Below are 12,977 nucleotides of genomic sequence, written 5' to 3'. Positions count from 1 at the left end.
AATTTTTATAAAATAATACGTTTGTGTTCAAGTGAGACAGAATTAAAGTTTGCTAAAATTGCTAAATGAGTTTTAGAAACTTTTAGATAATTTAGACATTGCGCAATATGTTTGGGATGCAGAAAATCACTTGATTTTATTTCAAGTATAATTTTATCAAACAAAACAAAATCAGCATAAAATCTGTGATTCAATATTATGTCTTTATAATTTACCAAATATTCTTTTTCTCTTTCAAATGGAATATTGGCCTTTTTGAATTCATATTCTAAAGCATCTTTATATACGATTTCTGAAAAACCTCCACCTAAATTTCTATGAACATCAAATAAAATTCCCATTATTTGATAACTTTCGAGTTGATATAATATTTTTGTCATTGTCTAAAATTTTCCGCCACGAATTCACGAATTTTTTTTATTAATTTTTTAAAAAGTTAATTCGTGAATTCGTGGCTATATTTAGAATACAACTTCCAATTTTATATTGAAATGTTATTTGGAATTTTATAGCGGCAAATTTACAACATAGAATGCGCCTTTTACAATCTATTGTTTACTTTTTTGAATAAATTCATATTTTTTAGGATCAAATTTTATTAAAACAAAAAACGGTAATCCGAATTTCACGAATTCTATTGAATAAAAATTCGTGAATTCGTGGCGGAAAAAATAAGTTTAATTGATTTATAGAACTATCAAACAAATCAATTGCAATAACATATTTTTAAAATTTCAATTTGTATTTTTGATTTTATAAAATTGTACAAATGAAAATTGTTATATCGCCGGCTAAATCTTTAAATTTCGAAAAAGAATTACCTACTTCTCAATATACAGAACCCGCTTTTTTAAAAGAAGCACGTCAGGTTCATAAAGTTTTAAAACCCAAAAAGCCAGCTGAATTATCTGAATTAATGTCAATTTCAGAGAAATTATCTGATTTAAACTGGGAACGAAATCAAAAATGGAAAACACCTTTTTCTCCAGAAAATGCCCGTCCGGCAGTTTATACTTTTGATGGAGATGTTTATACGGGTTTAGATGCTTATACCATTCCGTTAGATAAAATAGATGCTTTGCAAAGTAAACTCCGAATTTTATCAGGACTTTACGGAATCTTAAAACCGCTTGATTTAATGCAGGCTTACCGTTTAGAAATGGGAACAAAATTACCCGTTGGTGAATATAAAAATCTTCATGAATTTTGGAAACCAACAGTTACTGCGGCTTTAAATAAAGAATTAAAAAAAGGAGAATTATTCGTGAATTTAGCGAGTAATGAATATTTTTCGGCAGTTGATGTTAAGGCACTAAAAGTTCCAATAATTACGCCAGACTTCAAAGATTACAAAGACGGAAAATTGAAGATGATTAGTTTCTTTGCCAAAAAGGCGAGGGGAATGATGGTACGTTATATTATCGACACCAATGCAGAAACTATTGAAGATTTAAAGGGTTTCAATTATGATGGATATGGTTTTGATGCCAATCTTTCTAAAGGAAATCATTTGGTTTTTACAAGATAATTTTTTTGAGGTTCAAAGGCTCAAAGAGACAAAGGTTCAGAGGTTTTTCTAGAGAATTGTAGACTAGAATTCATATTCAAAATTATAAAAATAAAAAAGCCGGGTTAAATTAATAACTCGGCTTTTTCGTATTATAAATCAATTATTATAATTATTATTAATGCATTGCATCAGCAGGATTAATCTTGTTCTTTCCTTTTTTAATTAAAAGGATAATCGGTATACAACATAAAAACATGATTCCTAAGTACATAAATATATCCATGTATGACATAACTGTACTTTGTTTCATTACTGAAAATTCTAGAGCCTGGTATGCTTTTTTAAGCGCTACGTCAGCACTATAGCCTTTAGCTTCAAAAGCTCTTTGCATTCCCAGAATACGTTGTTGAACCTGGTAATCTGCAGGATCTAAATTTGTTAGTAAATTTACTCGGTGTTCCTGGCTAAAACGGGTAATAAAAGTGGTAATAATCGCAATACCAAATGATCCTCCTAATTGACGCATCATTCCGGTAAAAGCAGCTCCTTCACCAATATGTTTTCCCTTTAGTGTAGAAAGTGAAAGCGTTGTAATAGGTACAAAAAGTAATCCTAAACCAATTCCTCTTAAAATTAAAGGCCAGTACATATGTTCTACACCAGTATCAGGTGTCATTCTTGTCTGCATCATAAAGGTAAAGAAGAAGAAAACTAAAAATCCTACTCCAACCATATAACCCTGAGGTACACCTTTTTGAATCATGTTTCCAACAAAAGGCATCATAATCGCGGTTGTAATCGAACCCGGAATCAATAATAACCCTGCGTCTGTCGCTGTCCATCCTAAAATAGATTGCGTATAAATCGGGATAATTAAAGTCGAACCATATAATCCGAAACCAAGAATAAAACACATTACGGTTCCAATTCTTAAATTTCCATCTTTTAAAACACTCAAATTTACAATCGGATGTTTATAAGTAAGTTCTCGCCATATAAATAATATTAAACCAAGAACTGTTACAACACTTAAGGTTACAATTAACGAATCGTTAAACCAATCGTCTTGCTGACCGTGTTCTAATACAAATTGTAGTGATCCAATAAATGAAGCTAACAATATAATTCCCCACCAGTCAACTTGATTTGCTTTTAATTTTTCTCCATATTTCGGACTTCTAACAAAAGTCAAAGCCAAAATAGTTGCTATAATTCCTAATGGAATATTGATGTAAAATATATAAGGCCAGGAATAATTATCTACTAAATAACCTCCCAAAGGCGGTCCCAATGTTGGACCAACAATTACACCCATTCCGTAAATAGCCTGCGCCATACCACGTTTTGCAACCGGATAACTTTCTGTAATAATAGTTTGGGCTGTTACCAATAAAGCTCCACCACCCATACCTTGCACAAACCTGAAAGCAACCAATTCCCAAATATTACTGGCGTTACCACATAAAAAGGAGCAGACTGTAAATATTATGATAGAAGCCACAAAATAATTACGTCTTCCAAATTGCTGCGATAGCCAGCTCGTCATCGGTATTACGATAACATTCGCAATTGCGTATGCCGTAATTACCCAAGCCACATCTGTCAAAGTAGCACCAAGGCTGCCTCGCATGTCTGTTAGCGCTACGTTTACAATCGTCGTGTCAACAATTTCCAACAGTGCACAAAGTACTGCAGTAATCGTAATGATCACACGTCTGTATCCGTATTCTACTAAATCGTCGTCTGCTTGTACTGCTGTTGCCATATTTTATTTTAAATGTACGTCTACGTCAACATTCATCCCCGGACGTAATAATTTTACTTTTTCTGGATCGTTTGATTCGTCTAAACTAATTTTCACAGGTAATCTCTGAATCGTTTTTACGAAGTTACCTGTCGCGTTATCAGGAGGTAATAATGAAAAACGTGATCCTGTAGCAGGCGAAAATGATGTTAAAGTACCTTTGAATTCATAATTTGGATATGCATCTACTTTTAAACTTACTTTTTGACCCACAATCATTTTGTTTAATTGTGTTTCTTTGAAATTGGCAACAACCCAGGCTTCAGTATTATTAATGATATAAAATAAAGATTGTCCTGGCTGAACCAATTGTCCCGGCTGAATATCTACTTTAGAAACCTGACCGTCAATTGCTGCAGTTACAACAGTATAAGTAAGATTTAATTTTGCAACATCAAGCATAGTTTTAGCTCTTTTGATGTTTGCTGATGCAACTTCTGTTTGTTTATCAGAAACTTTCGATTTTGACTGAATTACAGATTTTTGGTAAGAAGATGCTCTTTGTTGTTGTTCTAAAACTCGAACTTGGTTTTCAGCTTCGTCTTTTGCAGCCTGAGCTTGTTCAAATTGTTGTTTTGTAATAGTATGCGTTTTATACAAATTGTTATAACGGTTGAAATCGTTTGTCAATTGTCTCAATCTGATTTTTGCACTTTCTATAGAACCGCCTGCAGATCTCATTTGCGCATCAGAAACTGAGATGCTTGCATAAGCACTTCCAATATCTGCTTTTGCAGCTTCGTATTGCCCTTCAGCACCTAATAAAGCAGCATTAGCTTCATCAATCTTCAATTGGTAATCTCTTTTATCGATAGTAAATAAAGTATCTCCTTTTTTTACAAAATCATTATCTTTTACATACACTTTGCTGATATATCCTGAAACTCTCGGGATAATCGGATTCATTTTTTTCTCGATCTGAGCATCATCCGTTTCTTCGTGTGCTAATGAATGCATGTATTTTGTTATTCCGTAAGTTCCGCCCACTAAAATCAATACGGTTAGTATAATGATGAATTTAGTATTTGTTTTTTTCTTTTCCATGAGAGCTATCGATTATATTTTAGAAAGATTGAATGATTGTGATAATTGTCCTGATACTGAAAGTAATTCGTAATATTTTTGAATTATAGTTGCTTTAGATACCGCCGTATTTATTTTAGCGCTTAATTGTTCAACATCGGCTTCAACCAAATCATTGGTATCAGCAAGACCATTGTCAAATTTATCTTTTACAAGTCTGTAATTTTCAACTGATTGTTGAAGCGCTTCATCATAAACAACACTTTGATTAATAGCCAAGTCATAATCTTCAATAGATTTTTGAACTTCAACCTTAATACGGTCTGTCATAATAGCTTCAGTATTTTTTACTTCAAGTGCTTTGCTTTCAGCTTGTTTTACATGCGCGCTGTTTTTAAGGATACCAGATAAATCATAAGATAAACCTAAACCAAAATTCATCGCATATTTTACAGTAATTATATCTTTAAGATCTAACGCAGTATAACCGCCAAGTAACGAAATAGTTGGATAGTATCCGGATTTTGCTATTTTAATGTTGGCTTCAGAAGCTTTTTGCTGCAAGCGAATAGCCTCTAAATCTTTTCTGTTTTCAAGAGCCAAAGCATCAGATGTTGGTGCGTTGGTTGTCTTTAAATTAAAGAAATCATCTTCGTTAACCTGAATTTTTACAGACGGATCTAATTTAAGGATTGTCGTTAAATAAAAATTAATGTTATTGATATTATTATTAGCTTCATCAATAGATAATTGTGTTTTAGAAACTAATAATTGTGCTTTCAATAAATCATTTCTTGGAATAATTCCGTTTTTTTCCAGTTCTGTAAAATCAGTAACACGTTGTTTGGCGCTTTTTTGATTTTCATTTAAAACATCCAGCGTTTTTTGTGCCTTGTATAATGCAGTATAATAAGTGATTACTGTTAAAGCAACATCCTCTTTTGTTTTAATGGCATTAACGCTTTCAGCTTGATACAAGCTTTCGTATGCATCAATATTACTTTGAATTTTAAATCCTGCAAAAAGTGGCAAGCTTAAATTTGCCATTCCTATCATTGCGCGATCCGGAGAAGCTAAAGAAGCACTCTCACCTTGATTTGGCATGTCAATCGAAGCCTTTGTAAGGCGCTGATATTGACCGGATATTTTTAAATCAGGATATTGGTTATTTTTAACCGTTTGTAATTCGTATTTTTTTGTGTTTACCTTAGTGTTGGCAAGCGTAACTTCGTTACTTTTTTCCCAAGCCATTTTAACGGCTTCGTCCAAGGTTAAACTTGTTTTTTCTTGTGCTTCTATTGATGAAATTCCGATGAAGAAAATACCAAAGAGCATTAATTGATTAATTTTCATAAACAAGTAGAGCTTTTATAGTTTGTTGAATGTGCTTAGTAAGACTGGTTTTAATGTAATTGTTATACATTTCCTCGGTGTTTAAATTCAGTAATTCCACAAAAAATGATTTATTCATGTGGAAATGAAAAAAGGTTCCGATTATGGTCGGTGTAAGAAGCGGAATTATAATATCTTTTCTGAAAACCCCTTTGGCCTGGCCTTGTGCGATAATAGTTTCTACCGATTTTAAATTTCCTTTTTTTAATTCAGTAAAAGCGATCATGCTTCTTTCTCGTTTTTCGGAGTTGATTTCAAAATGTAAAACCCTGAAAATCCCTTTGTTACAACTTATTCTGTTAATGTAAATTTCGATTAATTTATTGACTTTATCAATCGGTTCGAGATTTTCTTGTAATAAATTTTCGAGTTGTAATTTTAAATCAGAAGTTTTGTAAAGAATCAAAGCCTCCAATAGCCTTTCTTTTGAGCCAAAATAATACGAGACCATTGCAATGTTAATTTTTGCATGTTTGGAAATATCCCGTATCGATGTACCCTCAAATCCTTTCTCAGAAAAAAGCTTTTCAGCAACTTCCAGAATCTGAATTTTTTTATCGTTTAATTCGATGTGTGACATGGTATTGTTTCTATTCGGGTACAAAATTAAACAAGTGTTTAAATTAAACGACCGTTTAATTTTTGTTTAACATAATATTAACATAAAACGGTGTAGTTGTTTTTATGGTAAAAAAATGTCTTAAGAAACAATTATTTTCCTAAAATAAGTTTTTGAGGATTTTGCTTCTTATCAAAAATATTAGAAACATATACAATTTGTCTATGCTCGTCTATCCAATATATGATTTTATAATTTTTGAAAATGAGTATCTAAAATCTTCAATTTTCTCTGAAAGAAGTTCTTCTTTTTGCCCACCGTAAGCATTAAACTCTAAAGTTAACGAAACATCAATTATTCCATTTACTAAGGTTTGAGCCACTTTGATTCCTGTTTTAAATTTCCAGTATTCAAAAATGTCATTAAGTTTATCTTCAGCAAATTGTGTCCAATAAACGGTTAATCCCATTTTTTAATTTTAGATTTCAAGTCTTTTGCCGATCTAATTCGACCATTTTTAGCATCATCAAGAGATTGATCAATTTCTTTATTAAATTGATCAATACTCATTGATTTCATTTCCTGATCTATTAATTCAACTTTTTGTTTGTGAAGTATTTTTTCAAGATGAATTACTATTTCTTCACTTTCAAGTCTTAGAAATTCCTGAACGAACGATATTTTACGAGCTTCTAAATCCATGATAATTGATTTTAGTCAAATGTACAAAATAATTGTAAATGTTTGGATTTATCGAATCTCCCCAACAAATTCCGAAATTTTTCCGGAACCATTTTCACTTAAATGTTTAATAAAAGCACTTCCAATTATGGCACCTTTTGCAAATTTTGTAGCTTGGTTAAAAGTTTCTTTATTCGAAATTCCGAAACCAATGATCTGAGGATTTTTCAAATTCATGTTTGAAATTCTTTCGAAATAATCTTCCTGAACATTTCCAAAACCAGATTGAGAACCTGTAACGCTTGCAGAACTTACCATATAAATAAATCCGTTTGAAACACTGTCTATAAAACGAATACGTTCGTCTGAAGTTTGTGGCGTAATCAAAAACACGTTTATTAAGCCGTATTTTTCAAAAATAGCTTTGTATTCATCAGCATAAACATCAACCGGTAAGTCTGGAATAATTAATCCATCGATACCAATTTCGGCACATTTTTTACAAAAAGCTTCCACTCCGTATTGTAACATCGGATTAAAATAACCCATAATAATCAACGGGATTTTTACGCTTTCGCGAATGTTTTTCAGCTGATCAAAAAGAATTTGAGTTGTCATTCCGTTATGAAGCGCGGTTGTTGAACTCGCCTGAATTGTTGGTCCATCTGCCAAAGGATCACTAAAAGGCAAACCGATTTCGATTAAGTCAACACCATTTTTTTCTAAATCCTGAATAATCTGAACCGTATCATTTAAGTTAGGATATCCTGCTGAAAAATAAATCGAAAGTATCTTTTTATCTTCTTGTAATTTTTGAGTTATTCTGTTCATTTCGTTTATGTTTTTTCTCCTGCAAGGTTTTCAAAACCTTGTAGGTGTTTCTTAATAAGTTTATTTTATACCTACAAGGTTTTGAAAACCTTGCAGGAACCTTTGTTAATTGAGAACAACACGACTCGTCCAATTATTATTGTCATTTTCGACCAATAATAATCCAGAATCAGAATCATTCATTTGCCCATTCAACTGTCCTTTGTTATTCCAAAAAGCGCTTTGTCCTGCCGAAGGATATCCCCAGGATTCTCCGCTAAAATTTGCCATCAAAACATTCATTTTATGTTTTTGAGCATAATTTTGTAAATCTCGATACGCATTCGGAATCCCGTTTGGAGTAAAGAAAATACTCGCAATATAAATATCAGTTTCTCTTTTACAGGCATTTTCAGGATGAAGCGGATTATCAATATCAGCACAAATTGCAAACGAAATCTTTTTATTCTCAATCATAATCATCGGATTATAATCAAAAGATGATTCAAAAAATTCATCTTCGCCTTCATGCAAAAATTGCTTTGTGTATATTGAAACTGAATTATCAGGAGAAATAATAAATTCTCCAATAAACATTTCATTTTCAATTTGAATTGGTGCGCCGGCAACAATAATAATATTATTTTCTACAGCTAATTTCCTTAAATGATCCAAACGGGAATCATCTTTTTTGAAAACCAGTTTTTGAGCATCTTCTCTTTCATAGCCTGAAATTGATAACTCAGGAAATACGATTAATTGAGCTTTATTTTGAACAGCCAATTCTATAAGACGATAATGATCTAATAAATTAGCTTCAATATTTCCTCGTGTTGGTTTTGTTTGTGCTGCTGCTAGAATCATTTTGCTCTGTAAATATTAATTTTCCATGTAAATCCAGGCTTCTGTTCCGGATTTCAATTTTACTCTAACTCTTTTATAGGAATTCGATTCGAATATATCAACTTTAGCTAAATCAGCATTAGAAACATCGAAAACTACGCCATGTATAATGTCTGAAGCATCTGCGCTTGGTACAACTACAACATAGTCTGCCATTCCAAATTCTTCTTCTATTTGCAAACTTTTAAGCTTGTGACCCAAAAGCTGATCCGGTTTTCCGGTTAATATTCTATTAAAAACCTGTCTTTGAATTTCTTTAGATCGTAATGTTCCGTAAGAAAATAATTGTTCCATGATTGCTATTTTTCTTGTTATTAGTTTTTGCGTTAGGGATGGGAGCGGTATCTCCCGATTTAGAAAAACAAGGCTTTTTAGCCGTAGTTTTTGTTAATCGGGAATTTAGCGGACAGGCCCGATCCGCCGCGGCGGAGAACGCCCAAATTATTATATTACAACTTAAAATAATCAATATAATTGTCTAAATCTTTATCACCACGACCAGAAAGACTTATGACCACAATATCTGTTGGTTTGAATTTCTTTTGATCTAAAACCGCAAAAGCATGCGCGCTCTCAATCGCCGGAATAATTCCTTCTAATTTAGTCAATTGTAAACCTGCATTCATTGCGTCATCATCGGTTACCGAGAAAAATTCTCCACGTCCCGTTTGTGCCAAATGTGCATGCATTGGGCCAACTCCTGGATAATCCAACCCTGCAGAAATCGAATAAGGTTCTGTAATTTGTCCATCGGGAGTTTGCATTAAAAGGGTTTTACAACCGTGAATAACGCCTACTTTTCCTAATTTACTGGTTGCTGCGCTATGCCCGCTGTCGACACCTTTTCCGGCAGCTTCCACTGCTATGATTCCAACTTCCGGCTCATGCAGAAAGTGGTAATACGTACCGGCAGCATTACTTCCGCCGCCAATACAAGCGACTACATAATCAGGATTTTCACGTCCTTCTTTTTCTTTTAACTGCCATTTTATTTCTTCTGAAATTACACTTTGAAAACGTGTCACCATATCCGGATAAGGATGTGGTCCAATGGCAGATCCAATAATATAATGGGTATCTACCGGATTGTTGATCCAGTCGCGAATTGCTTCGTTTGTAGCATCTTTCAATGTTCTAGAGCCCGAAAGTGCCGGACGAACTTCTGCACCCAACATTTTCATACGAGCCACGTTTGGTGCCTGACGAGCAATGTCGATTTCGCCCATATACACGATGCATTGCAAGCCCATTAAAGCACAAACTGTTGCCGTTGCAACGCCGTGTTGACCTGCACCGGTTTCGGCAATAATTCTTTTTTTGCCCAAACGTTTGGCAACCAATATCTGCCCAATTGTATTGTTAACTTTATGTGCGCCGGTATGATTTAAGTCTTCTCTTTTTAGGTAAACTTTGGTATTGTATTTTTCAGATAAACGCTTCGCAAAATAAAGTGGACTAGGGCGTCCAACATAATCTTTTAATAATTGGTCGAACTCAGCTTTAAAATCTGGTTCGCTTGTAATTTTTAAATAATTCTGGCGTAATTCTTCTACATTCGGATATAGCATTTCTGGAATATAAGCTCCTCCAAATTCTCCGTAATATCCTTTTTCGTTAACGTTAAAATTCATTTTATTAAAATTTTAAAAGTTGGCAACATCAAATTTTCGTTTGAAATTGCTAAATAGATTTTTGTTTTTTAGCCCTGGTTCGATTTCAAATTTACTATTTATATCGACTGCATAAATAGGAAGATTTTTTTTTGAAATTTCTTCGATGGCTTTTAATTCCTGAATTCCGATCCCGCCACTCAAAAAGAAAGGCTTTTTCGAATTGTATTTTTTTAATATCGTCCAGTCAAAAGTGGTTCCGTTTCCGCCGGGTAATTTTCCTTTTGTATCAAACATAAAGTAATCACAAACAGCTTCGAAAGGTTTTATAATTTCGAAATCAAAATTTTCATCTGCCGAAAAAACTTTGATGATTTCGATTTTCTTTGGCAATTGTTTTTTTAAATCTGATAAAAAATCAACAGATTCATGTCCGTGCAATTGAACGGCTTGTAAATTGTATTTTGCAACTTTTTCCAGAATTTCTTCCTGAGACTGATTTACAAAAACACCCACTTTTTTGATCGTTTCTATCAGTTCCGGAATTTCTCCGTTAAAGTATCGTGCGGATTTTTCCCAGAAAATAAATCCCATATAATCGGGTAGGAGTGCGCCTACCTCGAGGATGTTTTCTGGATATTTCATGCCGCATATTTTGAGTTTCATTTTTTTGTTGTTTTTGCCACGAAGGCGCTAAGACACTAAGTTTTTTTTGTTTTGATTGCGCTTAAAAAATGCAAAGCTTACAAAGTTTTTTTCGCCACGAATTCACGAATGATAATAAATAAATTCGTGAATTCGTGGCTATTTTTTATATGCTCAAGTTTTTAATAAACTCTGTTGCGGCTTGTCCGGCGTTATCGGTTTTCATGAAGTTTTCTCCAATTAAAAATCCGTTGTAACCGTAAGGTCTTAATTCTGAAATGGCTTCGATTGATGAGATGCCACTTTCGGATACTTTTACAAAATCATTTGGAATTTGCGACGCCAATTGTTTGCTGAAATCAAGACTTACTTCGAATGTTTTTAAGTTTCTGTTGTTTACGCCGATCATGTCTAAACTCGGCATAATCGATTTTTCTAATTCTTCCTGATTGTGAACTTCCAATAGAACTTCTAAACCTAATTTCTTTGCAAATTCAGATAATGATTTGATTTCTTCACGAGTTAAAACGGCTGCAATCAATAAAATCAAATCGGCTCCAAAAGCTTTGGCTTCAAGAATTTGGTATTCATCAACAATAAATTCTTTTCGCAAAAGCGGAATATTAACACTCGCTCTTGCTAAAAGTAAATCGTCAAGAGAACCGCCAAAATATTTTCCATCGGTTAAAACTGAAATTCCGCAAGCTCCGGCATTTTCATATCCTTTTACGACTTCTTCAACCGTAAAACTATGATTGATAACTGATTTTGAAGGCGAACGACGTTTGTGTTCTGCAATAATTCCGGTTGAACTTGTTCTTAATTTTTGACTTAAAGAAATAGTTTCTCTCCCAAAAAATACAGAACTTTCCAATTGTGAAACTGGAATGATCGATTTTTTTAGAACGACTTCTCGTTGTTTATCAAATATTATTTTATCTAATATGTTCATGATCTCGTTTGTTTCAAGTTTCAAGTTTCAAGTTTCAGGTTTCACGTTCCAACTAACTTGAAACTTGAAACCTGAAACAAAAGAAACTATTTTTTTATTTACTTAATTCTTGTAATGTCTGTAATGCTTTTAATCCCTTTCCGGAGAAAAGACTTTCTTTTGCTAATTCAAATCCTTCGAGCGGAGAACATTTTGTAACCGTTGCGATTGCCATTGCGGCATTTGCTAAAACTACATTATTCTGTGCTTCAGTTCCCTTTCCTGAAATGATGTCAGTGAACATTTCTGCCGATTCTTCGATTGTTTTTCCGCCTTCGATTTCGGTTTGAGATAAAAGTCTAACCCCAAAATCTTCAGGTTTCAACATTCCTTCCATGTGCGATGTTATCGTTTTGGTTGGACCTGTTAAAGAGATTTCGTCATAGCCGTCAAGCGAATGTAAAATGGTGAAATTGATATCGGTATTTTGGTATAAATAAGCATACATTCTAGCTAATTCAAGATTGAAAACGCCAACCAATTGATTCTGTGGAAACGACGGATTTACCATTGGTCCCAACATATTGAAGAATGTTTTTACAGCTAATTCTTTACGAATTGGTCCAACATTTTTCATTGCCGGGTGAAATAGGGGAGCGTGCAAAACACAGATTCCGGCTTTGTCGATACATTTTTCTAAAAACGAAGGATCATTACTGAATTTGATTCCCATTTTTTCCATCACGTTGCTTGATCCTGAAATCGATGAAACACCGTAATTTCCGTGTTTTGCTACTTTTATTCCCGCTCCTGCTGAAATAAATGAAGCCAAAGTTGAGATATTGAAAGTGTCTTTTCCATCACCGCCCGTTCCGCATAAATCGATCGTGTTGTAAGCTGATAAATCAACGCGAACACATAATTCCAACAAAGCTTCACGAAAACCCGAAAGCTCATCAATCGTAATGCTTCGCATCATAAATACGGTCAAAAATGCCGAAATCTGACTTGGATTGTAACTGCCGCTCGAAATATTAATCAATACGTTTTTTGCTTCTTCTTTAGTAAGAACTTCGTGGTTGATTAATTTATTTAATATAGTTTTCATT

15 protein-coding genes are annotated in these 12,977 nt (G+C 33.5%); 1 reads left to right on the top strand and 14 read right to left on the bottom strand.

Annotated features, from left to right (window positions below):
* Positions 1-5: 5 nt before the first annotated feature.
* Entirely contained in the window at positions 6-380 is a 375-nt protein-coding gene (locus BUE22_RS12810) for a GxxExxY protein (RefSeq protein WP_073395358.1), read from the bottom strand.
* 389 nt (positions 381-769) lie between these two features.
* Here BUE22_RS12810 and yaaA point away from each other — a divergent pair, with 389 nt between their 5' ends.
* A complete protein-coding gene (gene yaaA / locus BUE22_RS12805; protein ID WP_073395357.1) occupies positions 770-1,528 on the top strand; it encodes a peroxide stress protein YaaA in 759 nt (252 codons plus the stop codon).
* Between the two features lie 157 nt (positions 1,529-1,685).
* Here yaaA and BUE22_RS12800 read toward each other — a convergent pair whose 3' ends face one another.
* The 13 genes from BUE22_RS12800 to trpD all read right to left on the bottom strand — a co-directional run bounded on the left by BUE22_RS12800 (position 1,686) and on the right by trpD (position 12,976).
* Positions 1,686-3,275 carry an MDR family MFS transporter gene (locus BUE22_RS12800; protein ID WP_073395356.1) on the bottom strand — a complete coding sequence of 530 codons (1,590 nt, stop codon included), beginning with the start codon at positions 3,273-3,275 and terminating at the stop codon, positions 1,686-1,688.
* A 3-nt stretch (positions 3,276-3,278) separates the two neighbouring features.
* Entirely contained in the window at positions 3,279-4,358 is a 1,080-nt protein-coding gene (locus BUE22_RS12795; RefSeq protein ID WP_073395355.1) for an HlyD family secretion protein, read from the bottom strand.
* A 12-nt stretch (positions 4,359-4,370) separates the two neighbouring features.
* Positions 4,371-5,690 carry a TolC family protein gene (locus BUE22_RS12790; RefSeq protein WP_073395354.1) on the bottom strand — a complete coding sequence of 440 codons (1,320 nt, stop codon included), beginning with the start codon at positions 5,688-5,690 and terminating at the stop codon, positions 4,371-4,373.
* A complete protein-coding gene (locus BUE22_RS12785; RefSeq protein WP_073395353.1) occupies positions 5,680-6,309 on the bottom strand; it encodes a TetR/AcrR family transcriptional regulator in 630 nt (209 codons plus the stop codon). The genes BUE22_RS12790 and BUE22_RS12785 overlap by 11 nt, the downstream gene beginning before the upstream one ends.
* A gap of 211 nt (positions 6,310-6,520) precedes the next feature.
* Positions 6,521-6,757, bottom strand: coding sequence for a type II toxin-antitoxin system RelE/ParE family toxin (locus BUE22_RS12780; RefSeq protein ID WP_084540256.1), 237 nt, complete (start codon positions 6,755-6,757; stop codon positions 6,521-6,523).
* On the bottom strand, positions 6,748-6,990 hold the full coding sequence (locus tag BUE22_RS12775) for a hypothetical protein (protein ID WP_073395352.1): 243 nt from the start codon (positions 6,988-6,990) through the stop codon (positions 6,748-6,750). The genes BUE22_RS12780 and BUE22_RS12775 overlap by 10 nt, the downstream gene beginning before the upstream one ends.
* 48 nt (positions 6,991-7,038) lie before the next feature.
* Positions 7,039-7,800, bottom strand: a complete 762-nt coding sequence (gene trpA, locus BUE22_RS12770; RefSeq protein ID WP_073395351.1) for a tryptophan synthase subunit alpha — start codon at positions 7,798-7,800, stop codon at positions 7,039-7,041.
* Between the two features lie 105 nt (positions 7,801-7,905).
* Positions 7,906-8,643: a carbon-nitrogen hydrolase family protein gene (locus BUE22_RS12765; protein ID WP_073395350.1), complete on the bottom strand. Its 738-nt coding sequence runs from the start codon at positions 8,641-8,643 to the stop codon at positions 7,906-7,908.
* Positions 8,644-8,658: 15 nt separating this feature from the next.
* Positions 8,659-8,976 carry a gamma-glutamylcyclotransferase family protein gene (locus BUE22_RS12760; protein ID WP_073395349.1) on the bottom strand — a complete coding sequence of 106 codons (318 nt, stop codon included), beginning with the start codon at positions 8,974-8,976 and terminating at the stop codon, positions 8,659-8,661.
* A gap of 155 nt (positions 8,977-9,131) precedes the next feature.
* Positions 9,132-10,313 (bottom strand): tryptophan synthase subunit beta, encoded by a 1,182-nt coding sequence (gene trpB, locus BUE22_RS12755; protein WP_073395348.1) that lies wholly within the window; start codon positions 10,311-10,313, stop codon positions 9,132-9,134.
* Between the two features lie 12 nt (positions 10,314-10,325).
* Positions 10,326-10,958, bottom strand: a complete 633-nt coding sequence (locus BUE22_RS12750; RefSeq protein ID WP_073395347.1) for a phosphoribosylanthranilate isomerase — start codon at positions 10,956-10,958, stop codon at positions 10,326-10,328.
* Positions 10,959-11,103: 145 nt separating this feature from the next.
* Positions 11,104-11,889 (bottom strand): indole-3-glycerol phosphate synthase TrpC, encoded by a 786-nt coding sequence (trpC, locus tag BUE22_RS12745; protein ID WP_073395346.1) that lies wholly within the window; start codon positions 11,887-11,889, stop codon positions 11,104-11,106.
* A gap of 94 nt (positions 11,890-11,983) precedes the next feature.
* Positions 11,984-12,976, bottom strand: coding sequence for an anthranilate phosphoribosyltransferase (trpD, locus tag BUE22_RS12740; RefSeq protein ID WP_073395345.1), 993 nt, complete (start codon positions 12,974-12,976; stop codon positions 11,984-11,986).
* Between the last annotated feature and the right edge of the window lies 1 nt (position 12,977).

Source organism: Flavobacterium pectinovorum, from assembly GCF_900142715.1.
GTDB lineage: Bacteria > Bacteroidota > Bacteroidia > Flavobacteriales > Flavobacteriaceae > Flavobacterium > Flavobacterium pectinovorum.
This window is presented reverse-complemented; position numbering and strand designations above follow the sequence as displayed.

Excerpts from the sequence above, each read along its gene's own strand:
- BUE22_RS12810 (WP_073395358.1), bottom strand. The coding sequence starts at position 380 with ATGACAAAAATATTATATCAACTCGAAAGTTATCAAATAATGGGAATT.
- yaaA (WP_073395357.1), top strand. The coding sequence starts at position 770 with ATGAAAATTGTTATATCGCCGGCTAAATCTTTAAATTTCGAAAAAGAA.
- BUE22_RS12800 (WP_073395356.1), bottom strand. The coding sequence starts at position 3,275 with ATGGCAACAGCAGTACAAGCAGACGACGATTTAGTAGAATACGGATAC.
- BUE22_RS12795 (WP_073395355.1), bottom strand. The coding sequence starts at position 4,358 with ATGGAAAAGAAAAAAACAAATACTAAATTCATCATTATACTAACCGTA.
- BUE22_RS12790 (WP_073395354.1), bottom strand. The coding sequence starts at position 5,690 with ATGAAAATTAATCAATTAATGCTCTTTGGTATTTTCTTCATCGGAATT.
- BUE22_RS12785 (WP_073395353.1), bottom strand. The coding sequence starts at position 6,309 with ATGTCACACATCGAATTAAACGATAAAAAAATTCAGATTCTGGAAGTT.
- BUE22_RS12780 (WP_084540256.1), bottom strand. The coding sequence starts at position 6,757 with ATGGGATTAACCGTTTATTGGACACAATTTGCTGAAGATAAACTTAAT.
- BUE22_RS12775 (WP_073395352.1), bottom strand. The coding sequence starts at position 6,990 with ATGGATTTAGAAGCTCGTAAAATATCGTTCGTTCAGGAATTTCTAAGA.
- trpA (WP_073395351.1), bottom strand. The coding sequence starts at position 7,800 with ATGAACAGAATAACTCAAAAATTACAAGAAGATAAAAAGATACTTTCG.
- BUE22_RS12765 (WP_073395350.1), bottom strand. The coding sequence starts at position 8,643 with ATGATTCTAGCAGCAGCACAAACAAAACCAACACGAGGAAATATTGAA.
- BUE22_RS12760 (WP_073395349.1), bottom strand. The coding sequence starts at position 8,976 with ATGGAACAATTATTTTCTTACGGAACATTACGATCTAAAGAAATTCAA.
- trpB (WP_073395348.1), bottom strand. The coding sequence starts at position 10,313 with ATGAATTTTAACGTTAACGAAAAAGGATATTACGGAGAATTTGGAGGA.
- BUE22_RS12750 (WP_073395347.1), bottom strand. The coding sequence starts at position 10,958 with ATGAAACTCAAAATATGCGGCATGAAATATCCAGAAAACATCCTCGAG.
- trpC (WP_073395346.1), bottom strand. The coding sequence starts at position 11,889 with ATGAACATATTAGATAAAATAATATTTGATAAACAACGAGAAGTCGTT.
- trpD (WP_073395345.1), bottom strand. The coding sequence starts at position 12,976 with ATGAAAACTATATTAAATAAATTAATCAACCACGAAGTTCTTACTAAA.